We start from the raw sequence: 23396 nt of genomic DNA on the forward strand, positions 1-23396 counted from the left end.
CTCACCCCGGCGTTGCGGGAGATCTACACCGCCCCCACCGTCGCGGCCGCCGAAGCCCGGCTCGAGGCGTTCGCCGCCGAGTTCGGCGACCAGTACCCGGCCGTCATCCGACTCTGGCGCACCTCGTGGCCGCAGTTCGTGCCGTTCCTCGACTACGACCACGAGGTCCGCAAGGTCCTCTACACCACCAACATCATCGAAAGCCTCAACGCCCGGTTCCGGCAGGCCGCCCGCCGACGCGGGCACTTCCCCACCGAGCAGGCCGCGATGAAAGTCCTCTACCTCGTCGTCCAGCAGAAACGGCCGGGCGGCAGCAGCATCACCCGCCGGGTCTACGGTTGGGCCAAAGCCCTCAACGCCCTGATCCTCGCCTACGGCGACCGAAGCACCATCTAACCATCTCGATCACACCCAACGGTCAAACACGGAAAACGCGGCTCTGTCTCACATTCGGTGGTGACGGTGAGTGCCGGTTAGCCGAGCAGGATGCGGTGTCGTAGAAGGTCGAACCCGGCGCGTCCGTACATTTGTCGCTTGATCAGTTTGGTTTTGGTGTTGACGCCTTCGGTGCCGCCGTTGTGGAACGGACGGGTCAGGGCGGCGTTGACAGCGGCGCGGTCCAGGCCGAGGCCGCGGGTGAAGGTGTGCAGGTAGGGCAGGTCGGTGGCCTTGACCTCGGCGATCCACGAGTCGAGACGGTCGTCGTTGCCGACTGCGGGCGTGAGGAGCGCGGCGAACGAGCCGATGAAGCCGGTCAGCGCGGTCATCTCCGGGCAGGCGGCGGTGAGGGCGTCGACGAGCGTCCGCGGGTGTTCTGTGAGCTGGTCAGGGTCGGTGAGGAGGTAGCGGGTCAGACGCCTGGGCGACAGAGCTGGGCGGTCGGCTTCGACCCGGCCTTGGGTGATGTAGCGGTAGAGCAGGTTCAGGCTGCCGGTGTAGCCCATTTCTCTGACCTCGGTCAGGAGTTGGGTGGCGCCGACGGCGGGATCTTGTTGGCGGCGGCGCCGTAGGTGCTCGCGGTAGGGGTCGACGAGGGTTGGCCGGTACTACGGTGCGCGGACCAGGCGTTCGGGTTCGCTGATCCGGGCGTAGCGTTTGACGGTGTTGAGGCCAAGGTTGAGCCGGCGGGCGCATTCGAGCAGGCCGACTCTTTTGTCGAGCAGGTCGTGGACCTGCTGCCACCGCTGCCGGGTGGTCACCGCCCGCTTACCCTCCTGAGGCGGCAGGCCGGCGGCGGCCCAGCACATGCTGTGCGCGGTGACCTCTTTGCGGACGGCCTCGGCGAGGTTGTGCCACAGATGCCAGCGGTCGGCTACCTGCACCGCTGCGGGCAGGGCGCGGCGGATCGCCTCGACGTAGGCGCCGCAGGAGTCCCAACACACCACCTCGACACCGGGATGCTCCCGCAGCCACGTCTGCAACGTGTGGGCCTTGCGGTCGGGCAGCACGTCGACGCGCTGACGGGTGACCGCGTCGATCAGGACGGTGGCGTAACGACGACGCCGGCACAGCGCGAAGTCGTCGACCCCGAGCACGCGGGGAACTCTCCGGTCGGGCAGCGGAACGCGTAGCAGCGACCGCAGGGCGGTGTGTCGGGACATGACGACCATCGCCAGGACCGACATCAGGCGAGCGCCGCCCCGGCCGGCCAGATGACGCCCCACCGCAGCGACCTGGGAGATCAGTCGGGGTGTGCGGCGCTGGTAACGCTCCAGAACACCCGGAAGCTGTTCGCGGAACGTGCGGCGGCAGCCCCGCGTCGGGCAGACCAGACGGCGCACGCATACCCGCAGCACCACCGGCCGGGCATCGACCGACACGTCCGCGAGAGTCCGCTGGTGATACCCGTGCACCCGGCCCGTCACCGCATCGCAGCCCGGACAGGCCACAGGCGTCTCAGAGGTCCGAGCCGCACCAGAATCCGCTCGCCCTCGTCCGTGACGTCATCGATCACCAGCGGGGACAACCCCGAGAACACCATCTTCATAAGATCATCGATCTCGCACACATGGTCTCAACGACATCAACCACCCTCGGTCACCACCGAATGTGAGACAGAGCCGAAAACGCCACACTCCCAAGCAACAACAAGTTGAGAGAGGAAGGATAGTTGGTGCCAACATATCTAAAGAATCTTCCCATCGCCGATCGCGACCGGGAACTCCAGACATTTATCCAGATGCAGGAAATAGCGAGTCTCGGCTGGCCAGAAGACGTGGTCAGGCAGTGGCTCTACGACCACGGCGGCCATCCCGACTTCCTCGTTGACTACAAAGCCCTCGACCTGAGCCGAATTCAGTGGACTCTTGAGGACGTGGCCGTCGCTGAACTTGAGACGATACCTACCGGGAGTAGCGAATAGGACACCCTCGATGAATTTGCAGGTAACCATCAGCGTTGGCTGAGCCTGCGTCCAAATAGAATCCGGGACGCTTGGGAGTTTCAGGGAACCTGGCTCGTTCCTCCAATCCTGATTTCTCGCGATCTTCTTCACCCCGCGCGGCGCGGCTTGCAGGTCATCGAGGGTCGGATGCGGATTGGCTTCCTCCAGGGCCGACGAGTCGACGGCTTCAACGTCGCTGATCGACACAAGGTATGGGTAGGGCGCGCTGGCCGCTCATCGTGAGCTGCGAGGGTTGCGCGGAGTTGGCTGTGGTCGTGGAGGTAACGTCGTCCGCGTCCATGATCAACGGGTCGACGGGGCTTTCGGCGCTGAGCCGGTAGCCGCCTTCGCGGCCGGCGACGGACTCGATGGGCAGCCCGGCGGTGTTGAGTTCTTCGATGTCGCTGTCGATGGTGCGGACGCTGACGTGGGTCTTCTACCAGTCGATCGGCCTGCCGTTGGCGAACAGGCCGCCAGTCGGCCCGTCGGGCGGCAGGGTAGCGAGCCACACGGGTGTGTCGGCACCTTCCTCAGGCGTCCGGTCGGTCTCGCCGTACGCCATCCTGGTGTTCATGCGTCCCGGTGAGCATGCGTTGACCAGGATGCCGGTGCCGGCGAGTTCGGCCGCGAGGACCCGGGTCAGCGCGTTGAGGGCCGCCTTGGACACGCGGTAGGAGACGTTTGTGTCGCCCATGGTGGCGAGCGAAGCGAGGTGGCTGCTGATGTTGACGATGCGGCCGTAGCCGTTCTTTTTCATCTCCGGCACGGCGGCGGCGCAGCAGCGCCAGGCGCCCAGCAGGTTGGTGTCCAAGGCGCTGCGGACCCGCTCGAAGTCGGGGCTCGCTGCGGTCTGGCCGCGGTCGATCGCGATGCCAGCGTTGTTCACCAACACGTCCAGCCGGCCGTGTCGCTTGGCGGTGTCGGCGAAGGCCCGAGCCACGCTGGCCGGGTCGTTGATGTCGAGTTGGTGGCCGCTGGCGGACAGTCCGCGCTTCGTCAGCTCGGACACCACGCGGTCGACGGAATACTCGTTCCGGCCGGCCAGCACCACATGCAACCCTTGCTCCGCCAGCCCACGAGCAATGGCTGAGCCGAGCCCACGGTTGGCGCCGGTCACTACGGCGACCTTAATGTCGTCAGCCATGATCAGACCCCCAGGGTAGCGAGCTGGTCATCGAGGGCGCGAGCGCGCGGGTCGGCCTTGGTGAACGGGAGCCGTTGCCGCACTCGAACGACGCGGCGCATGTTCCGTTCCGATGGCGCCTCACGGATCAGCGGTATCGCCTCCGCGACGAGCGACGCGGCGTGATCGGCCTCTCCGAGTTGGGTCTGCACCGACGCGCGGCGGATCACGTACGTGGCCCGGTCGCGGACTTTGGTGGCTGGGACCACCCGCAGCGTATGACTGAGGTACGCGTCAGCCTCTTTCGTTCGCCCCAGATCCAGGTAGCAGGTTCCGACCTGGGCGTTGAACTCGGATTCGTCGAAGTATCCGAGGAAGGCGGGCTCTGTGTCGGTCGACGTTACGCGATCAAACTCGGCGTCGGCTTGTTTGAGGAGGCGTTCGCATGCCTTGCTGTCGCCGATCGCTGCGTGAGCCCTGGCCTCCCGTAGCGCCAGCATCGCGGCGGCGCGTGGGGTCACCCCTTTAGCGCCCTCGTGGGCGCTTCGCGCCAGCTCCAGCGCCTCTCGGGGGCGGCCGAAGTCGTAGCACTGAAGGCTCATCGATTTGAGGATGTTGGCTCCCAGCAGTTGGTCGGCGGCGGCGTGTGCGGCGTGTAGTGCGGCGATCCAGTAGCGCTGCGCCGCTGCGTGCAGGCCAGCGTCGAACGATGCCCAGCCGGCCATCCGGCCGAGTTCTGCCGCCAAGGCGTACAGTCGTTGACCTACCACAGCCGTGTAGGCGGATCGGTCAAGGACATCCACCACCATGCCGAGTTCGGCGTGGATGAGGGTCCGGGCTTGGTCACCGCCTCGGGTCGCCTCCAGGAAGCGTAGTCGCGGAAGGCCCTCTTCCATCCGTTCGACCAGGTCGGCGGTGACCTGGCCGCCTCGTAGGACGGCGACGAGTTCTCGGGGTTCGATGGTCAGCCACGCTTCGGCGATGCCGGTCAGGGGCACGCCTGTGATCTTCATGAAGGCACGGCGGTCCACGTGTGCGTACTCCAATGCGTTGACGAGTGCCTGTAGTCCGCCCGACTGGGTCCATGCGAAGGAGATCGGGATCGGGTCACCGGCGGGGAGCCACTGCGGCCATGGTGCCTCCCGTACGCGATCCTGCGGAATGTCGAGTTCTGCGGCGAGAGCGAGCTGGCTTTCGAGATCGGGGACCACTCCCCAGTGCTCCCACCGCCACGCCTTCTCTCGTCGGGCGGCCATGTTCCGGCTGCGCTTCGCGATCGCAGTGACCACGTCCTGGTACGTCCACCCTCGTGCGGCACGCACGACGCTGAGCGGGTGAATGAGCCGATCCCGATCTAATGCCGGTAGCTGCGACGCCATCGATGCCTCCTCAATGCGTAAGCACTGTAATGCGCGCCCGCTTATCCGCTGAGGATCAACGGCCAAGGCCCGTTGAGAGACAACGGCGAGACTACGCCCCGGACCTGGTCAACCGCGTCACAGCGCGGTTGGCTGTGGTTGCCGGATCGCGTTCGTCTGGCGCTCCTGAGACGCCTGCTCGTCGTCACTGCCGGGGAGGGCGTGACGGCGGGCAGGACAAGACGCAGTGCTGGTAGCTGCGGGGGCTACCTGCCCACCCATCATCCCAATCCCATTGGAGGTTGCCATGAACAGCCTGCTCGCCGTTAGCAACGACCCGTTCGAGCTCGACGTGCAGATCGTCACGGAGGGTCCGGTCGCCGCCGCCCTGCTGGCCGACACGGACGACGGCTGCGACACCGTGAAGGGCAGCGACTGCTGACCAACACCCCCGCTGGTTCCGGCAGGCGATCCCCGATGCCTGCCGGAACCAGCACCCCACATCCAGCCATGTCCCCGAAGAAGCGCGTCGTGACGGTAGGAGGACGACTCATGTTTCGGTCGGTCGATGCCGCGACGATCCGCATTGCCGCTCACTCATGGCCCGACAGCCCGGCGCCTTGGCCGGACCGGAGCGACGCCTCCGGTATCGCGGACTGGTTGCAAGCAACGTGGCGGAAGGTCGGCCTGGCCGAGGCTGTCTGGTCCGCCAGCCCTGAGTTCGCTGCTCGCGTAGAAGCGGTCCTCCCCGCAGGAGGCACTACTCCGGACCGCGGGTGGCGGATGGCGTTGGCGTTGGCGCGGTACCTGATCCGTGCGCAGCGGCGTGCGACGCCCTTTGGGTTGTTCTCAGGGGTGGCGACCCTGCGGTTCGACACGGTGCCTGCGGTGGTGCCGGCAGGGCCGCCGGCGATCCGGGTACGTCCGGACGCGAGTTGGCTCGCGTCCTTGATTGCGCGCCTTGAAGCTGAGCCCGACTTGCGTCGCCGTCTGCCTGTGCAGGCGAACAATCTGGCGCTGGTGAACGGGCCTCGGATCGCCGTGGTGCGCCGGCCGCACGCCTCTGCACGTGCGGATTCGACCTCGGTGAGGAACACCGCAGCGGTGCGGCTAGCGGTGTCACTCGCCCGTGTCCCCTTGCCGTGGGATGAGCTGGTCGACACGGTCGCTGCTGCCTTTCCAGGCTTCCCACGCGCGTCCGCTGACGCAATGGTTGCCGGCCTCGTGGACCACGGCGTGTTGATCTCAGCTCTCCGACCACCATCGACGTGCACAGACCCGATCAGGCATGTCCTGGACACCCTCGATGCGGTGTTCGACGGTGCTCCTGAGGGACAGCGAGCCCTTCGGGTCGAGCTGCGCTCGCTGCACGGTCGTCTAGGTGGTACCAGCGCGGGGAGCGCGACGTACCTTCGTGGGCTCGCCGACCACATGCGCAGCGTGGCAACGGCCACCCAGCCGCTCGCGGTGGATCTTCAGCTCGCGGATCAGATCGCCCTGCCGGCGCAGGTGGCCGCCGAGATCGCGGCATCAGTGGAGGTGCTACGACGGCTGACACCAGATCCGGAGGGGCGGCCCGAATGGCGTGCGTACCGTGCCCGGTTCGTCGACCGCTACGGAATGACGGCGGTAGTGCCGCTCGCACGGCTGGTAGATCCGCTCGTCGGGTTGGGCTTCCCCGATCACTTCGGCACTGTGGCCGACGCGCCTGCCGCACCACTGTCCGGCCGTGACGAGCGCCTGCTCGCGATGGCTCAGCAGGTGGTGATCGACGGTGCTCGTGAGATGGTTCTCGACGACACGGTCGTCGAATGGCTCGCCGGCCCCAGCCGAGCCACGGGGCCTGTCAGCCCTCACGTCGACGTCTCGGCAGAGGTCCGCGCGGTCTCGCTGGAGGCGCTGACACAGGGATTGTTCACTGTCGCGTTGACCGGCATGGGCCGCTCGGCGATGGCGACGAGCGGGCGCTTCCTCGACGGGCTGCCCTACGCCGACCGGGAGTTGATGTGCCGGGAGTTCGCACACCTTCCGGTCGCGGTGGCCGGGGCCATGCCGGCGCAGCTGAGCTTCCCGCCGCGCAAGCTGCACGCCCAGAACGTGCTCAGCTCCCGGCAGGTACTCCCGTGGCTGGTCAGCCTGGCCGAGCACCGACCCGTGGCCGAGAACGTGCTGGGCCTCGACGACCTCGGTGTGACCGCCGGACGCGATCGGCTGGTGCTGGTGTCGATGTCGCGGCGGCGGGTGGTGGAGCCGACAGTGGCACATGCCGCCGCCGTACACACGATGCCGCTGCTCGGCCGGTTTCTCCTGGAGCTGCCGCGCGCCACGGATGCCCGGCTGCAACCGTTCGACTGGGGTCCGGCTTCCTGCTTGCCGTTTCGACCCGCGCTGAGGTACGGCCGGGTCCTCCTGGCAGCGGCCCGGTGGCGCGTCGACCCGACGTCCCTGCCCCGTGCGGACGCAGGCGATGACGAATGGTTGACCGCCTGGGAGGCGCTGCGCACGAGGCTGCGGCTGCCAGCATGGGTGCAGGTCGGCAACGGTGACCAGCGGCTTCGGCTCAACCTCGATCAGTCCATGGATCGTGCCCTGCTTCGTGCCCACCTGGATGCCAGCGCTGGACCGGTAACCGTGGTGGACGCAGCGAGCCCGGAGGACTTCGGTTGGCTCTCCGGCCGCGCCCACGAGATCGTCGTGCCCGTCGCCTCGAGGGCGGCGCCCGCTGCCGCGCCGGCTGCGGTTACCGCGCGAGGCGCATGGCCGCCGCCCGCTCCCCCCGAGCCGGTCATACCGGGTGCCGGCGGCCTGCTGTCCGCTTCTGTGGCCGTCGAGCCCTCAACGATGGAGTTGGTGGTGATGCGAGGGCTGCCAGCGCTGTTCGCCGACTGGCCCGAGCCGCCGCTGTGGTGGTTCGTGCGCATGCAACGCCCCACTCCGCATCTTCGACTACGACTGCACACCGATGACTATGGCGACACGGCGGTACGGGTCGGACGGTGGGTCGCCGGGCTCCGACAGCAGCGCCTTGCCGGCGATTGGAGCCTGGACACCTACCATCCCGAGTCCGGTCGCTACGGCTGCGGCACCGCGCTGGCAGCAGCCGAGAAGTTGTTCGCCGCCGACTCCACCGCAGCCCTGGCACAGCTGGTAGCGCAGCCCGAGTCTGGGATCGATCGGCGGGCACTGACCGCCCTGAGCATGGTCGACCTGGCCGCCTCGATGCTCGGCAGCCGCACCGACGGATGCGAGTGGCTGGTGGCGCGCCCCGAGCAGACCGGGCAGGCACCGGTCCAGCGGGACGTGCTGCATCAAGCGGTCGCCCTCGACCCGAGCGAACTTCCCGAGCCCATCCAGCGTGCATGGCAGGAACGCTCCAGGGCCGCAAACCGGTACGCCGCCGAACTGTCCGCCGTCGCCGGCCCGCTCACTCCAGCCTCGGTGCTCGCGTCGCTGATACACCTGCATGTTGTTCGCGCCCTCGGCCCCGACGAAAACGCCGAACAGCTCACGTATCGGTTGGCACGCCATGTCGCGCTGGCGGCGGTGCGCCGCCGGGTTCGCGCCGTAGGAGCATCCCGATGACCGAAACATCGCTGAGGACACCGTTGCTACGGGCGACAGAGGCGATGGCCGCATGCATCACCGACGCCCTGACCGAGCCGCCGCCTCCGGATTTCGCAGCGGACGACTACGGGCCACGCAGTACCCGCTGGTACGCCCAGTCGCTGTCCCGGGGTGCTGCCGGGGTGGCACTCCTGCACGGGGTACGAGCGCAAACGGGACACGGTGGGTGGGAACCGGTCCATGCCTGGCTACGACGCGCTACCGCTGACACGCTGAACAGCGGCAGCGGAGCCGGGCTCTGGTTCGGCGCACCCGCTGTCACCCACGCGCTGATCATGGCCATGCCGCGCTCCCGCCCAGCAGCGCTGGACGCGCTTGATCATGCCCTTGATGACCTGGTGGAACGCCGCCTGGCCACTGCCACGGCACGGCTCGCAGCGCGGGCCCGGCCCTCGCTGTCGGAGTTCGACCTCGTCCGTGGGCTGACCGGCCTGGGAGCCCACCTTCTGCGCCGCGCCCCGCATGGACCTCTGCTTCGGCGGGTGCTGGCGTACCTGGTCCGACTCACCGAGCCGGTGCAGAGCGACGACGAGGCGGGCCGGCTCGCGCCGGGTTGGTGGAGCGCAGACCCCGCCGATCGCGAAGGTTCGGAGCAGGGCGGGCATGCCAACGTTGGCATGGCGCACGGCATCGCCGGCCCGTTGGCTCTCCTGGCCTTGGCGATGCGGCACGACATTCGGGTGCCGGGGCACGCGGAGGCGATCCGCCGGATCTGCACATGGCTCGACCGCTGGCAGCAGGCGAGCCCTGGGGGCCCGTGGTGGCCAGAGAAGATCACCGTCGCCGAGTTGCACGCAGGAAAGCCCTCCATGAGCGGACCGGCGCGGCCGTCCTGGTGCTACGGCACCCCTGGAGTCGCCCGCGCCCAGCAGCTAGCGGGAATCGCTCTCGGCGACGCCGCCCGGCAAGAGGCGGCAGAAGAGACGCTGACCCGCTGCTTGGCCGACCCCCTCCAGCTCAGCCGGATCGTCGATCCGTCGCTGTGTCACGGCTGGGCAGGACTTGCCGCTACGGCCTGGTACGCCGCCGCCGACGCCCGGACCGCCAGCCTCCAGAACCAGCTGCCCCAGATCGTGCGCCTGCTGATCCAGCACGCCACGGACACCACCCCGGCACGATCCGGCTTGATCGCAGGCCCCGCCGGAATCGCCCTCACCTTGCACACCGTCGCGACCGGCACCGACGTCCGCTGGGCCACCAGCCTGCTGATCAACTAGACAAGGAGAGCGTCGTGGATCTCGATGCTGAACCCGACACCGAGCCACCAGGCGTGGCACCGGTGAGCCGATGGCGCCAGTTGAACCTGACGTTCTCGGACTGGCAGACCGCTGAGGACTTCGCCGCAACACGGCTCGCCGCTGAGCTCACCGCTGCAGAAGACCACCGGGCGATCACCGCCTTCTGGTTCATCCGCAAGAGCGAGACGTGGCGGCTGCGGCTCCTGCCCGGCGACCGGCTCGCCCAGGTCTACGCCCTCCTCGCCGCCATCACCGACGACGACCGCATCCGCAGTGTCACCGAGCCCGTCTACCGGCCCGAGGCGTACGCCTTCGGCGGGGACCAGGCAATGACAATTGCCCACACCCTCTTCCACGCGGACAGCCGCCACATCCTCGGCCACCTCGCCACCGCCGGCGGCACCCACCGGCGTGAACTCGCCGTCCTGCTCGCCACACGCCTCATGCGCGCCGCCGGACTGGAGTTCTCCGAGCAGGGCGACGTCTGGCGGCTTCTCGCCTCGCGCCGGCACCAGCCGAGCGCCCCCGCACCGAGTCCACGACTCATCGCGGCGGTGCAGCGCCTGATCACCGCGGCCGACGACACAGCCGAAAGCCCGCTGGCCGTCACCCCACGATGGCCACAAGCCCACAAGCAGGCGGGCGCGGACCTCGGCTTCCTCGACCGGCACGGCGCTCTGACCCGCGACCTACGCGAGGTGCTGACCCACCACCTTCTGTTCCTGTTCAACCAGCTCGGCATCTCCGCCGCCGACACCTGGCTGCTCGCGACGGCGGCCGTGACCGTCACCTTCCGCCACCCGTTCAACACCCAATCCGGCTATCAGCCCACCGCCAAGATCGACAGTAGGGTCAACGCAGTGAACACATCCCCCACCGCACCGGGACCATCGAGTGCCGCGACGCTGCGTGAACAGCTCGTCAGCACGCTCGAACAGCGCGAACACATCCGCTCCGCCGCCGTCGCGCACGCATTCCGTACGGTCCCCCGCGAGCAGTTCCTCCCCGGCGTCGACCTGGAGACTGTCTATACGCGCCGTCAGATCGTCACGAAACGAGACCCCAGCGGTGCGGCGTTGTCATCAGCGTCGAGCCCCAGCCTCGTCGCGGACATGCTTGAACAACTCGCCCCACAACCCGGCCACCGCGTCCTGGAGATTGGCGCAGCCACCGGCATCAACGCCGCACTGCTCGCCGAGCTGACCAGCCCCGGCGGCAAGGTCGTCACCATCGAACTCGACCAGGACCTCGCCGACGGCGCCCGCGCCGGCCTCGACCGCGCCGGCTACGACACCGTGAGGGTGATCTGCGGCGACGGAGCCCTCGGCGACCCCGATCACGCGCCCTACGACAGGATCATCATCACCGCCGGAGCCTGGGACATCTCCGCCGCCTGGTGGGAACAACTCGCCGACCACGGCCGCATCGTCGTGCCCCTGCGCGTGCACGAGAGCGGCCTGACCCGATGCTTCGCCTTCGACCGCACCAGCCCCCACCAGCTCGTCAGCACCACGACGCCGCTGGTCTGCGGATTCGTCCCCATGCGCGGCAGCACCGAACACACCGACCACCACGTACGCCTCGACGCCGACGTGGTCCTCAAACTCGACGCCACCGACCAGCCCGATCGCGCCGCCCTCGCCAGCGCCCTCAGTCACCCCCGGCTCGAACGCTGGACCGGCATCCAGGTCAGCGACGCCGACCCCATCGGCCACCTCGACCTGTGGCTCCTCGTCCACGCCAACACGCCGTTCGGCCGCCTCGGCGTCGGCGACACCGCCCGCACCAGCGGACTTGTCACCCCCGCCTACCGATGGGCCGGGGCCGCCATCTACCACGGCGGCACCATCGCCTACCTCGCCTTCCAAGAAGGCGGCGACGGCCACCACGAACTCGGCGCGATCGCCCACGGACCGGACGCCAACGCGCTCGCCACCGACCTGACCAACCTGCTCGACCAATGGGACGCCGCAGGCCGCCCCAACCAGCCCACCGTCACCGCCCACCGCGCAGGAAGCCAGCCCGCCGGACGCGGCGACATCAGCCGATCCGACACCATCCTCACGATTTCCTTCTGACCGCATCCACGCCGGGGCGGTGCCCTGTCCTGTCCCGCCCCGGCACCCCAGGGACGAGCGCAGCTGAGACGTCACGCACGACCTGGACCCACCTCGTTGCCATTACGCGGCCCTTCCGCAGCAGATGAGGACACCATGACTCCGTCTCTTGCCGCCACCATCGCCGCCCGCTTCCCTCTCGTCGCCCGCAAACGACCGCCCGCCAAACCACTGGATGCTCGGGTAGACCGGCTCGTCAGGCTCGCCGAAACCGCACACCGCGAATGTGACCCGGACAAGGCGTCCATGGTGTTCAACGGGGCCGCCCTCCTCGCCTCCGACTGCGGAGACCCCAACCTTGCCCGCGCCTGGTGCCGCCGTCACGCAAGCCTCTACCTCAACCAAGCCCCGCTGAACGGCTACACGGCCCGCTTCGCTCTCGAACCAGTCGTCAACCTCGCTCGCCTCCGCATTCGTGAAGGCGACGGCGACGGCGCGTACCGCCTACTCACCGAGCTGTACGCGGCAATCGTCAGCGGCACTCCCGCCCTCTTGGACGACCTGGAGATACACCCTCGGCAACTTCCCGCTGACCCCGAAGAACTCCGCCAGATCATCAGTTGGCTGCGCGGCACACTGCTCTCCGACGGAACCCGCGCTCTCACCCTCGCCGGACGGTGGGACGACGCCGTGGCCCATGTGCGCCGACACGACGGGATCGGACCTACCCTCCTTGACGGACGACAGGTCACGATCGTTGCCCACCTACTGCAGGACGAAGGGCCGGCAGCAGCAGCTCTCCTCACGACCACCAAGGTCGAAACGCCGTGGGAGCACGCGGTGCATGGACTCCTCACGACCTGGCTGGAACTGGCTGCGGGTCGCACCCCCGTCGACCACGCTGACCTCATCGATCGAGTGTCGGCCACACCACAAACCACCGGTCTCACCGTATTCCGCGTTCGCCTCGGACTGACGGCCCTGGACCTCGCGATGAGCGTGCCAACCGGTGTCGCAGACAGCCTGACCAAACGGTTGATTGCAGATGCGACCCACGACGAGGACGCCAATGCGGCGCGCGACCTCATCAATCATCCGGCCGTCACCTGCGAAAACCAAGGGACGCTGCGGGCTCTGATCAAGGCAAGCGGTTTAGGCCAAGGCCGTCTGCCAGCAGCAGCGGTTGATCGACTTTCCTCAGCGCTTGATATGGCGGAAACGGCAATAGATCACGGCGTCCATGCCCGCTAGGAGCACCGATTCACGCCACGGCAACCCAGTCGATCTTGCGATAGCCGGGCCTACCTAATTCTCGGAGCTGCAGTAAGCACAGAAGTCGCCGCTAAAGCAAGGGTGAAGACACTCCGCGCTTACGGAAGCTGGCGCCCGCCAGCAGATCTTTATCCTTCGCGGTGGTCTGATTTTGAAAGGGCATTGATAGTGAACGGCGCACCGGGTGCTCGAACGAGGGCTCCACGCAGTCCGAACGACTTGCTGCGGCACGCACGGCTGGCCATGCAGTCGCCGACGGGGTCAGGTCGTGCGATGTCGCGCCAGGAGGTTGCCGAGGCGATCAACGCGTGGATCTGGAAGCACCAGAGACGACGTACGTGCCTTGACAGCAGGTACGTCGGCAAGCTTGAGCGCGGCGAGTCCCGCTGGCCGAGATCGCCCATCCGGGCGGGGCTACGAGGGGTCTTCGGCGTGGACAACGACGCCGCGATCGGGCTACACGTCATCTACGGCTCCGGACGGCCGGCCGAGGCCGCGAAGACAGTGCCGGCTCCGGCATGGGAGAGGGAGCCGGAACCCAAACCGCTCACGTCGCCAAACGACCTTGCGGATGTAACGCCCACTGTTCATCTCGGCGTCGCGGCGGGCACGGCGGTCGTGGTCACGGTCGACAGCGGACATGGTGGGCTGGTCCGCGTCGCACTGACCGCGATACCCGAGGGCTTTTCCGACCTCTCGGTGCCACCGCTGCCTGCCAGCGGTGGCGCACGGGTGTACTCACTCGCCGAAAGACGCAGGAGAGCCTGATGGGGCAGCAGCCGGCCGAGTTGAGGCCCCACGCGTCCGCCCGCCACTTTCTCGGCGCGGAGCTGCGATGTTGGAGTCAGCAGCGCGGGCTATCGCTGGCACGGCTCGCGGCGCTGGTGTACGTGAGCCCGGACCTGCTCGGCAAGATTGAGAAAGCCGAGCGCGCGGCCAGCCTGGATGTCATGAGCCGCTGTGACCAGGCGTTGGAGACGGGCGGAGCGCTGGCCCGCTTGCGGCGATTCATGGACCAATCGGTGACGCAGCCACGAACGGATGCATCGGCGACGATGCCGACACGGTTCATGGTGACCATGGAGACCCTGCCTCTCGGGCCAGTCGACTCCGACGCCGCTCCTCTCGTGAACAGTGGCGGCCGATCGCGCTTGTACGCACTTCGCGGCGGACGGCACGGATGATCACTATGGATACCGTCCCGGAACCCGTCACTCCTGAACAGATTCGCGACCTGCAGAAGGCGCTGGGGCGGCAGTTGGCCCACTGGCGCAAGGCGGCCGGCATGACCCAGACCGCCCTCGCCAAACGGACGGCCTACTCCCGCAGTTCGGTAGCGAACGTGGAGATCGGGCGAAACACCACCACCCGTGGCTTCTGGGAGCGCGCCGACCGCGAACTCCGGGCGCAAGGTTCGCTGGTGGACGCGTTCGACACGCTCCAGGAACTGATCACCATGCTGCGGGCCCATAAAGCCTGGGTAGCCGAACACGAACGACTACTACGCCATCAGGCAGCCGTACCGCCGAAGCCACTACCCAGCCTACTGATCACGACTCCCGGCTGCGGATGCACGGTCACGGTTACTCGTTGGAGAGAGCGGGAAGTCCTTGCGTTGCGGGAGGCACTGCGGCTCAGCCTTGGGGCGTTCGCCGAACGGCTCCGCGTCGCCCTCTCGATCATCGTCGACTGGGAGGACCGCAGACAGCATGAACCGCCGAGTCTGGCGATGCAGGCAGCCCTCGACGACCTTCTCAAACTCGCCGACCAGGACGCTCGGACCCGCTTCGCACGGATTCTTCAAGTGCTGCCGATGAGGTCCACCGACCATGCCTGGGTGCCTCGAACCGGTCGTCCTGCGACGGTGACCGCACTTCAACGAAGCGAGGGACTACAGGCCGCGCGGTGAAGGGAAAACAATGGGCGGGCCGTTGACAGTCATCCCGGGACTGCGCCAGTCGGTCATGTTCGACGTGGCGGTGGCCCTCTACCGACGGCACACCATCGGGAGCCAGCCCAGGGTCTGCAAGGCGTGTGGACGGGCGGCACCGTGCCCGGTTCGGCTTCACGCCGAACTCGTCATAGCGACCACAGGCGTTGATCTGCAGCGATTCGAGGACGTTCCACAGCCGGGACACACCGGCTTCCGAGTCGGCGGTCGCGGCCGTCCCATCGATGATGATGCCCTCATGTACGAGCGTGATGGCGACTGATCCCGTCGTCACGCGTCACGGCAGCATCCTGCCCCGCCCGCGCCAACTGACCGGTGACGCTATGCGGCAATCACCACGGCCAGAGCCCAACCGGCCGCGAGGGCTGGCCCCATAGGAATCGACGGGTTCTTAACGTCGTTCGATCGTCGGATTCTGGCGACGGAAGCGATGGTGCCGTGCAGGAGCAGCCCAGCAAGGAAACCGAGCATCGCCGTATGCCAGCCCAGCCAGCCGAGGTTGAACGCGATGACGCCAACGAACACGACATCACCGAGGCCGAGCTGGCCGGGCAACGCCAAGGCGATGGTAAGCATGATCGCCGCTGCGGCGATACCCGCGCATGCAGCTCGAAGAAGCGGCCCGACATCGCTTCCGGCAAGGGAGGCAATGATGAAGAGCAGGCCAGACGCCACCCACAGCGAGCCGGTGAGGCGATGGGGCAGCCGCCGGCACCGCACGTCGATGATTGCCAGACCTACGCCCACCACCGCGAAGAGCCAGTAGGCCAGCAGTGTGACACCGAGAGGTATGACCACCCCGGTGACGGCGGCGGCGGTGGCGGCAAGAAGGGCGGTAACGATCACCTCTGTGGGGCGAGCGGGACTGCCGGTCCACCAGCCTGCGGATAGACGTACCGGCCCGGACTCGCCCGTTCCATACGCGACTGCAGCGATCGGCACACCGGCCATCGCGCCCGCGAGGCCGAGGCCGATCGCGGTTACGCCGTTGGTCATGGGTGTCAGGTCCGCTCGCCGCTCGCGCGGTGCTCCCGACTCCACCGATCGATCTCGCCGAGGAGGTCGAGCAGCTCGACGCCCCCATGAGTCAGCCGGTAGTCGGCACCGTCGTCGCCCTGGTGGTGCTCAACAAGGTCGTGGGCACGGAGGTAGGCCAGGGTGTCGGTCAGCGTGCGGGCGTGCACGACATCGGGACTGGCCTGAGACACCGCGTGATGAAGCTTCGAGTAGCGCAGTGGGCCTTCGTGGAGGGCGGTCAGTACCGCAACCGACAGCTTCCGTTTAGCCAGGTTGAGTAGGTGTTCGAGATCGTTCGTCAGCGCAACTCACCTCCCCCGAATCGAGCGCGCCAGCTCAAGACGACAGTCTATGAGGCCGCATAACTGTTCGGCGAGGGTTAAACGTGAGGAAAGTTTAGTCCATTATGGAATTCATTCGGGAGGATACGGATCTTTCCGGATGATCTTCGCAATCAATGCATCTCGAGTGGTGGGTCAGGTACCGGCCGGCCTCGGGTCCGAGGCTGTGCGCGATGCCAGCCAATGACGTAGCCGAAGGAGGTGGCCGAGGATGGCCGCCCCCCTGCTGGTCAGACAGAAGTGAGTGTCGGCGAGCGGCTCGCTGTCCAACGAGCCGGCGTGAGGGCCGGCCACGAAGCCGTCTGCCGCCATTGCCCTCAACAGGGCTGCAGGCTGGGGGGACTCAGCCGCGATCTGGGCAAAGTTGGCGACGCCGCCGCGACGGTGCATCGCTAGCAGCAACCCTAAGGCACCATGCCGGGCCAGCAGGGACAGCGTTTGCTCTGTTCCACTGTGATCGCCCATTGACCCTCCCCACCCTCCCGGCACAGTTATTTTCAGCCAATCGTGGTCACAATTGCCGTCTACTTATCTGTCGGGTAGGCGACAGCCATTTTGGATCGATTTGTAGCTATCTGGAGACCAATTTACCCATAGCGCGTATCTCCGGGTGCGCGAGTCCAGCCCTACTTGAAGCGCGTAGCCGCAGGTACGCACGTAGACATCACTGCGGGGTCAGGGTGTAGACACGACTCGTGACCTTGAGCGAGTCGGCCACCGACGGGCGGCGATCGCGGTCGCAGGCCGGCTTGCAGCCGGTCCGTTCACGAGATTTGGGAGGTATTGGCCGGTGCTGACCCGTCCGCTCGTGGCTTGTCTCGTCGGTGCGGCGGTGCTGTTCACCGCTGCTTGCAACTCCGACGACTCTGACCGGCCAGAACCGACTGCTCCAGCGACATCGCCAAGCCCTACGACCGTTGAGCCGAGCGCCACCGCTGGGAGTGACGCTATCGCCGCGTACCGGGGCATGTGGGATGCCTTCGTGGAGGCGGGCAAAGTGTCGGACCCTGACGCCCCCGACTTGCGCAAGTACGCCTCGGGCCAAGCGCTCAGGTTGATCGTCAATGCCCTCTACACCAATCGGGAGCAGAAGGAAGTGATCCTCGGCCAACTGGTGATTGACCCGAAGGTCACTGCTGTGACGCCCGCCGTGGACCCCGCGGAGGCCACGATCTTGGACTGCGTGAACGACGAGAAGTGGCTGGAGCACAAGGCGTCCGGCGGTCTGGCCAACGACGAGGCTGGCGGTCGGCACCGCACGACGGCGACCGTCGACCGGACGGCCGAGGGCTGGCGGGTCAGCTCGTTCCTCCTGGAGGAGGCGGGCACATGCTGACGGGAACACGACGATTCGCTGCTCTGGCCACCGTCGCGGCGGCTGTCCTCTTGGTGGGTCCAGCAGTCGCCTACGCCGGTGGCGGTACCGGTGGTGTGGAGTGCAGCAAGGACGACCCCCGACCGGTCTGTGACGTCAACGCCGGCACCCCCGGCCAGCCGAGCAACCCTGGAGGCGGCGGCAATGGTGGCGGAGGCCAGGGTGGGGATGGCAAGTGCCGCAACCCTGCCGGCAAGGAGATTCCGTGTGAGCGGGACGGTGCGTGGGCGGGGTCGGATGGTTGTTACTACGCGCCCACCGACCCGTCGCCGTTGACGATCGCGGCTCTCGGGGGTCAGCCTACGGGCGAGGGTGGTTGGTACATGCGGACCTGCTACGGCGACGGCAGTGCGCTCGGAGGTGTGGTGTGGATGGCGGGTGATCCGCCGGTGGTGTCTCCGGCGGTGTTGGCGCGGCAGGCGCGGGCGCGTCTTGACTTGCCGAGTGTCGTCATTCGGATGAATCCGCCTGGTGATCAGCTCGTCAACTTGCCGGCCTGGCTGGCGCTCGACCGGGGGTCGTGGGGAACGCGCTCGGCGACCGCCTCCGTTCCGGGTGTCAGCGTCACGGCGACGGCGCGGCCGGTGAAGGCGAGCTGGTCGATGGGTGACGGAGTGACGGTGACGTGCGGTGGACCGGGGACGCCGTGGGCCTCGGGTACCGATCCGGCGAAGGCGTCGCCTGACTGCGGGCATGTATACCGGCGGTCCTCGGCTGGCTCACCGGGTGGGCGCTACGTCGTGACGGTGACGGTCACGTGGGAGGTGAGCTGGGCTGGTGCTGGGCAGTCCGGCACGGTGCCGGGGTTGACCACGACCGGGCAGGTGCAGACGCGGGTCCAGGAGTCGCAGGCCGTCGTGCGTTAGGCCAACAAGTCAGTTCGTTCGAGCGCCGTTTCCCGAGGAGGACAAGTCATGGCGCTGGATTCCGTGCGCCCAAAATCACGTCTGGGCGATCGTGCGGCGGCTGCTGCCAGCAGTGCGGGACGTGGGTCGTGGCGGGCCGCTCGTCGGCGTCGCCGGTTGCCGTTCGTCGCGTTGGGCGGCCTGCTGGTGATCGTGTGTGTGCTGGCATATGCGTACGGCGCGGCGCAGCTCGGTGACCGGATGCAGGTACTCGCGGTAGCGCGCCCGGTGGCTGCCGGGCAGCCGATCACCGCTGCCGACCTCAAGCAGGTCTCCGCCGCCCGTGACCCTGGAGTTCGGTTGGTTCCGGCCGCGCAGGCGGTGGAGGTGGTTGGTCGCACGGCGGTGGTGCCGTTGGTGGCCGGCATGTTGCTGACGCCGGAGTTGCTCGGGGATGCCGCGTTTCCGCCGGACGGTCAGGTAACCGCCTCGGTGGCGGTGAAGCCGGGTCAGTATCCGCAAGGGCTCACGGCCGGTGCGAAGGTGTCCGTCTACGTCTCGGCCGCGCGAGACAGTGGTCAGCCCGCTCCGGCTGCCAGCTCGACGGCGAGCGGTTCGACCCCGGCGCGGTTGTCGGCCGTGGTGCTGGGGGTTGACCTCGCCGGGGACGGCCAAGGCTCGACGGTCATCACGCTTCTGCTGGCTGCCTCGGACGCGCCGCAGTTGGCGGCGGCTTCGTCCGGCGGGGTGGTGCTGATGCAGACCTCGCCGCTGGGGAGCTGACATGCCTGTGGTGGCGGTGACCTATGTGAAGGGTCGTCCGGGTTCGACAACGACGGCACTCGGGTTGGCCGCGGTCGCGCCCGAGTGGGCGCGGCCGGTGGTGGTGGAGTGCGATCCCGCAGGTGGGGACCTGATGCGCCGGCACCGGTTGGCGGCGGTGCCGAGCGTGGTGGACCTGGCCGCCGTCGCCCGAGGCGCGGCGAGTTCCGCAGACGTGTTCGCCGCTGTGTCGCAGCCGGTGTCGGTGGCCGAGGTGGTGGTGGCGGTGGTGGTCGCCCCGGCGGGTGGGGCGCAGACCCGCGCGGCGTTGCCGGAGTTGACCGGGAGCGGTCGGGCGGTGCTGGCTGCGCCGGATCGGGTGGTGGTGGCGGACTGCGGCCGGTTGGGGCCGGGCTCGCCGATGTGGCCGTTGCTGCGGCTCGCGGATGTGGTGGTGGTGCTGGCGCGGGCGAACGCCGACGAGATGGCCCATCTGCGGGAGCACCTGGGCGACCTCGTCGATGCGGGCGCTGGCCGCTTGGTGGTGCTGCTCGGCGCGGGCGGCGTGTATTCGGCGGCGGACGTGGCGGATGTCCTGTCGACTCACGTCGGGCAGGAGTTGGCCCGTGATCCGGAGGCGGTGAGCGTGCTCGGTCCGTTGCCGGACGACCGTCGGGCAGCAGGAGTGCTCGGCGGGGACCTCGTGGCCGGGCGGCGCTGGCGTCGTCTGCCGCTGATGGCCGCCTACGCGCGGCTGTGGACGGACCTCGGCCCGTACCTGCCCGTCGCGGCCCCGCAGGCGAGCGACGTACCCACGGAGGCGACGTCGTGACCGGCCTCTTCCTGTCGGCCCCGGGTGCCGGGGAGTCTGGCGAGGTCACGGTGGTGCGGCGGGTCCGTCGGGAGGTCGCCGAGCGGCTGACCCGGGCCACGCGGGCGCACGAGACGGCCACCGGTTCGTCAATGCCAGTCGACGAGCGCGCGGCGACGACCGGCCGGTTGATCAGTGAGGTTCTGGACGGGTACGCGACGGAGGAGATGAACGCCGGGCGGGCGCCGCTGCGCCCGGAGGTGGAGTCGCGGGTGGGTCGGGCGGTGGCGGACATGCTGCTCGGCGCGGGCGGCCTGCAACCGTTGCTCAACGACGAGCGGATCGAGGAGGTCAATGCCAACGGCTGTGACCAGGTGTTCGTTCGCTACAGCGACGGCAGGCGCGCTCAGGTCGGGCCGATCGCCGACTCGGATGCGGAGATGGTGGAGCTGATCCGCCGCCTGGCGGCTGATGCCGGGCGCGCGGAGACCGGCGGCGAGGGTGGCGAGGAGCGCCGCTGGGACCGGGCCGCCCCGGTGTTGAATCTGCAACTCGCGGACGGCTCGCGGTTGCACGCGATCATGTCGGTGACGCGGCGTCCGGCTTTGTCGATCCGTCGGCACGGCTACGTGAAGGTCACCCTGGCCGATCTGGAGCAGCTCGGCACCGTCAACCCGGTGTTGCGGGAGCTGTTGGCCGCTGCGGTGCGTGCGCGGTTGAACGTGCTGATCGCGGGGCGTACCGGTGCGGGTAAGACCACCCTCCTGCGTGCTCTCGCCTCGGCGATCCCACCGAGCGAGCGGATCGTCACGATCGAGGACACCTATGAGCTGGCACTCGACGCGGACAAGGCCGTGCATCCGGATGTGGTGGCGTTGCAGTCGCGGGAGGCCAACGTCGAGGGTGAGGGCGCGCTCGACATGAGCATGTTGTTCCGCTCGGGGCTGCGGATGTCGCCGGACCGAGTCATCGTCGGGGAGATCCGCGGGCACGAGGTCATCCCGATGCTCAACGCGATGTCGCAGGGTAACGACGGCTCGTTGGGCACCATTCACGCCTCGTCGTCGGCCGGGGCGTTTCACAAGCTCATGCTCTACGCCGCGCAGGCGCCGGAACGCCTGGATCCCGCCACCACCAATCCACTGGTGTCCGAGGCGGTTCACCTGGTCGTGCACCTGGGGTTCACCGGTGACAACGGGGTGCGGGCGGTGACGTCGGTGCGGGAGGTGGTCGGCGCTGACGGGCTGGCCGTGTCCAGCAACGAGATCTTTCGCCCTGACCCGGATGGGCGAGCGGTCCCGGGTGCGCCGCCATCGACCGGGCTGCTGTCGGCGCTGGTCCGGTGCGGCTTCGACCCGGGGTTGCTCGATGAGGCCCGCACCGCCCCGGGTGGGGGGTGGGCGTAATGGTGTTGACGGTGCCGCTGGCTGCCCTGCTGGGGGCCGGAACAGCGTTCGGGCTGCTGCTGGTCGTGGTCGGCCTGTCGCCCCCGGACAACGGGCCCGGCGACTCGAACACGGAGTCGTGGATGTCGAGGCTCGCCTCGAAGCGTGGGCCGGTCGACCGGCGTCGGGTAGCCCTGTTCCTGGCTGTGGGCGTGGTTGTCGGTGTGGTGACCCGCTGGCCGGTTGCAGCCGGCCTGGCAGCGGCCGGGGCGTGGATGCTGCCGCAGGTCATCGGCCCGGACCGCGACCACGCCCGCCGGGTGGCCCGGATCGAGGCCATCGCCACCTGGACGGAGGCGTTGCGGGACAATCTGTCCGGCGCGGCCGGGCTGGAACAGGCGATCACCGCCAGCGCGATCGAAGCCCCGGAGCCGATCCGTGAGGAGGTGACCCGCCTCGCGGTGCGCCTGCAGCGCAGTTGGCGGCTGCGTGACGCGTTGCGCGGGTTCGCCGCCGAGCTGGCCGACCCGACCGCCGATCTGGTGGTCGCCGGGCTGGTGATGGCCGCGCGGGGCAGCGCCGGGCAGCTCGGTGACGTGCTGGGAGAGCTGGCGGCGTCCGCGCGGGCGAAGGTCGCATCCCGGCACCGCATCGCCGCCGCCCGCAAACGCAACCGCACCTCCGCACGGGTGATCGTCGGTGCCACTCTGACCATGGCCGGACTGTTGGCGCTACTCAACCGGGGCTACCTGGCCCCGTTCGACACGGCGACCGGTCAGCTCGTGCTCCTGGCCGCTGGTGGGTGCTTCGCTGCCGCGTTCGTCTGGCTCGGCCGGCTCATGCGCGACCGCGATACCGCCCGTGTCCTGGCCGGTGTCGCCGCGCCAGTCGACGGCGAGGTGGTGCCGACATGACCGGGCTGGTGTTGCTGACCGGACTCGGCACTGGTCTCGGGTTGTGGTTGATGGTGGTGGGCTGGTTCCCCCGCCCGCCTCGGCTGGACAAGGCCCTTGACGCCCCGTACGGGATCGGCCGCGTTGGTGACGCCGCCGCCGAGACTCACTCGCTGGGGTGGTCGGGGCGGTGGGGTCGCCCGGCGGTGCGGTGGCTGCGTCGCACGGGTCTTCCCCTGGCCAGTATCCGCCGCGACCTCGCCACCGTCGACAAGCCGGTCGACGTGCACCTCGCCGAGCAGGCGACCGCGATGGTGTTCGGGCTGCTCCTGCCTCCCGTCGCCGCGACGCTGCTCGTCCTCGCCGGAGTGGATACCGGCGTGACGGTGCCCGTCGCCGCGTCGCTAGCGCTCGGCATCGCTGGGTTCCTCGCCCCGGAACTGTCGGTGCGCTCGGAGGCCGCAAAGCACCGTACGGCGTTCCGTGACGCCCTGTCGTCCTTCCTGGATCTGGTCGTCATCAGCCTCGCGTCCGGGGCCGGGGTGGACCAGGCGCTCGACGACGCGGCGAAGGTCGGCTCCGGCCCCGCCTACACCGAACTGCGGTACGCGTTGACCGAGGCGCGGTTGGCTCGGGTGCCGCCGTGGGACATCCTCGCCGCCCTCGGCCGCCGGGTCGCCGTCGCCGAGCTACAGCAGCTCGCCGCCACCGTCGGGCTGGCCGGCACCGAAGGAGCGAAGGTCCGCGCGTCCCTGCGCTCGCGTGCCATCGCTCTGCGCGCCCGGCAACTCACCGACGCCGAGGGCGAGGCGAACGCCGCGACCGAGCGGATGGCGCTGCCCATCGTCGCCCTGTTCGCCGGGTTCCTGATCTTCCTCGGCTATCCGGCGATGGCCGCCGTACTCGGCGGGCTGTAGGAGGCACCCCCAGTTCACAAATCCGGAACAGCCACGAGATTCCT

20 protein-coding genes and 3 pseudogenes are annotated in these 23396 nt (G+C 68.5%); 16 read left to right on the forward strand and 7 right to left on the reverse strand.

All coding sequences use genetic code 11. The features are described 5' to 3' along the window. Positions 1–9: 9 nt before the first annotated feature. Positions 10–396 (forward strand): annotated as a pseudogene (locus LPA42_RS19465) (transposase); the annotation flags it as partial. A 77-nt stretch (positions 397–473) separates the two neighbouring features. Here LPA42_RS19465 and LPA42_RS19470 read toward each other — a convergent pair. The 5 genes and pseudogenes from LPA42_RS19470 to LPA42_RS19485 form a co-directional block, all read right to left on the reverse strand. Continuing rightward, positions 474–1987, reverse strand: a pseudogene (locus LPA42_RS19470) (ISL3 family transposase). Between the two features lie 138 nt (positions 1988–2125). Continuing rightward, the gene (locus LPA42_RS19475) at positions 2126–2590 is read right to left on the reverse strand and encodes a hypothetical protein (RefSeq protein WP_144082836.1); all 465 of its coding nucleotides are present in this window, start codon (positions 2588–2590) and stop codon (positions 2126–2128) included. Then, positions 2571–2807 (reverse strand): annotated as a pseudogene (locus tag LPA42_RS34745) (HTH domain-containing protein); the annotation flags it as partial. The pseudogene LPA42_RS34745 and the gene LPA42_RS19475, both read right to left, overlap by 20 nt. Before the next feature lie 12 nt (positions 2808–2819). Beyond that, entirely contained in the window at positions 2820–3527 is a 708-nt protein-coding gene (locus LPA42_RS19480) for an SDR family oxidoreductase (protein ID WP_077940457.1), read from the reverse strand. Between the two features lie 2 nt (positions 3528–3529). Then, a complete protein-coding gene (locus LPA42_RS19485) occupies positions 3530–4885 on the reverse strand; it encodes a transcriptional regulator (protein WP_077940456.1) in 1356 nt (451 codons plus the stop codon). Between the two features lie 286 nt (positions 4886–5171). On the opposite strand from LPA42_RS19485, the gene LPA42_RS19490 reads away from it, so the two are divergent. The 8 genes from LPA42_RS19490 (at position 5172) to LPA42_RS19525 (ending at position 14964) form a co-directional block, all read left to right on the forward strand. Then, a complete protein-coding gene (locus tag LPA42_RS19490) occupies positions 5172–5306 on the forward strand; it encodes an FxLD family lanthipeptide (protein ID WP_016815038.1) in 135 nt (44 codons plus the stop codon). Between the two features lie 110 nt (positions 5307–5416). Continuing rightward, positions 5417–8446 (forward strand): lantibiotic dehydratase, encoded by a 3030-nt coding sequence (locus LPA42_RS19495; protein ID WP_077940455.1) that lies wholly within the window; start codon positions 5417–5419, stop codon positions 8444–8446. After that, on the forward strand, positions 8443–9705 hold the full coding sequence (locus LPA42_RS19500) for a lanthionine synthetase C family protein (protein WP_077940454.1): 1263 nt from the start codon (positions 8443–8445) through the stop codon (positions 9703–9705). Before LPA42_RS19495 ends, LPA42_RS19500 begins: the two co-directional genes overlap by 4 nt. A 62-nt stretch (positions 9706–9767) precedes the next feature. Beyond that, positions 9768–11804, forward strand: a complete 2037-nt coding sequence (gene fxlM / locus LPA42_RS19505; protein ID WP_228986742.1) for a methyltransferase, FxLD system — start codon at positions 9768–9770, stop codon at positions 11802–11804. A 135-nt stretch (positions 11805–11939) separates the two neighbouring features. Then, the gene (locus LPA42_RS19510; RefSeq protein ID WP_077940452.1) at positions 11940–13034 is read left to right on the forward strand and encodes a hypothetical protein; all 1095 of its coding nucleotides are present in this window, start codon (positions 11940–11942) and stop codon (positions 13032–13034) included. Between the two features lie 294 nt (positions 13035–13328). Continuing rightward, entirely contained in the window at positions 13329–13823 is a 495-nt protein-coding gene (locus LPA42_RS19515; RefSeq protein WP_158229518.1) for a hypothetical protein, read from the forward strand. Continuing rightward, positions 13823–14239 carry a helix-turn-helix transcriptional regulator gene (locus tag LPA42_RS19520; protein WP_077940451.1) on the forward strand — a complete coding sequence of 139 codons (417 nt, stop codon included), beginning with the start codon at positions 13823–13825 and terminating at the stop codon, positions 14237–14239. Before LPA42_RS19515 ends, LPA42_RS19520 begins: the two co-directional genes overlap by 1 nt. A 5-nt stretch (positions 14240–14244) precedes the next feature. Continuing rightward, a complete protein-coding gene (locus tag LPA42_RS19525; protein WP_096761761.1) occupies positions 14245–14964 on the forward strand; it encodes a helix-turn-helix domain-containing protein in 720 nt (239 codons plus the stop codon). A 363-nt stretch (positions 14965–15327) separates the two neighbouring features. On the opposite strand, the gene LPA42_RS19530 is transcribed toward LPA42_RS19525, so the two are convergent. Both LPA42_RS19530 and LPA42_RS19535 read right to left on the reverse strand, forming a co-directional pair. After that, positions 15328–16002 carry a prepilin peptidase gene (locus tag LPA42_RS19530; RefSeq protein WP_077940449.1) on the reverse strand — a complete coding sequence of 225 codons (675 nt, stop codon included), beginning with the start codon at positions 16000–16002 and terminating at the stop codon, positions 15328–15330. Positions 16003–16007: 5 nt separating this feature from the next. Next, on the reverse strand, positions 16008–16325 hold the full coding sequence (locus LPA42_RS19535) for a winged helix-turn-helix transcriptional regulator (protein WP_308291154.1): 318 nt from the start codon (positions 16323–16325) through the stop codon (positions 16008–16010). Positions 16326–17346: 1021 nt separating this feature from the next. Here LPA42_RS19535 and LPA42_RS19540 point away from each other — a divergent pair. The 7 genes from LPA42_RS19540 (at position 17347) to LPA42_RS19570 (ending at position 23352) form a co-directional block, all read left to right on the forward strand. Beyond that, positions 17347–17700: a hypothetical protein gene (locus LPA42_RS19540; RefSeq protein ID WP_228986743.1), complete on the forward strand. Its 354-nt coding sequence runs from the start codon at positions 17347–17349 to the stop codon at positions 17698–17700. Next, the gene (locus tag LPA42_RS19545; protein ID WP_077940445.1) at positions 17694–18605 is read left to right on the forward strand and encodes a hypothetical protein; all 912 of its coding nucleotides are present in this window, start codon (positions 17694–17696) and stop codon (positions 18603–18605) included. Before LPA42_RS19540 ends, LPA42_RS19545 begins: the two co-directional genes overlap by 7 nt. Before the next feature lie 156 nt (positions 18606–18761). Next, positions 18762–19367 (forward strand): SAF domain-containing protein, encoded by a 606-nt coding sequence (locus LPA42_RS19550; RefSeq protein WP_077940444.1) that lies wholly within the window; start codon positions 18762–18764, stop codon positions 19365–19367. A 1-nt stretch (position 19368) separates the two neighbouring features. After that, a complete protein-coding gene (locus LPA42_RS19555; RefSeq protein ID WP_077940443.1) occupies positions 19369–20178 on the forward strand; it encodes a hypothetical protein in 810 nt (269 codons plus the stop codon). Then, positions 20175–21563 (forward strand): CpaF family protein, encoded by a 1389-nt coding sequence (locus LPA42_RS19560; RefSeq protein ID WP_077940442.1) that lies wholly within the window; start codon positions 20175–20177, stop codon positions 21561–21563. The genes LPA42_RS19555 and LPA42_RS19560 overlap by 4 nt, the downstream gene beginning before the upstream one ends. Beyond that, positions 21554–22456: a type II secretion system F family protein gene (locus LPA42_RS19565; RefSeq protein ID WP_077940441.1), complete on the forward strand. Its 903-nt coding sequence runs from the start codon at positions 21554–21556 to the stop codon at positions 22454–22456. Before LPA42_RS19560 ends, LPA42_RS19565 begins: the two co-directional genes overlap by 10 nt. Further along, positions 22453–23352: a type II secretion system F family protein gene (locus LPA42_RS19570; protein ID WP_077940440.1), complete on the forward strand. Its 900-nt coding sequence runs from the start codon at positions 22453–22455 to the stop codon at positions 23350–23352. Before LPA42_RS19565 ends, LPA42_RS19570 begins: the two co-directional genes overlap by 4 nt. The last annotated feature ends 44 nt before the right edge of the window (positions 23353–23396 follow it).

Origin of the sequence: Micromonospora sp. DH13 (assembly GCF_020873825.1) — a bacterium.
Classification (GTDB): domain Bacteria; phylum Actinomycetota; class Actinomycetes; order Mycobacteriales; family Micromonosporaceae; genus Micromonospora; species Micromonospora haikouensis.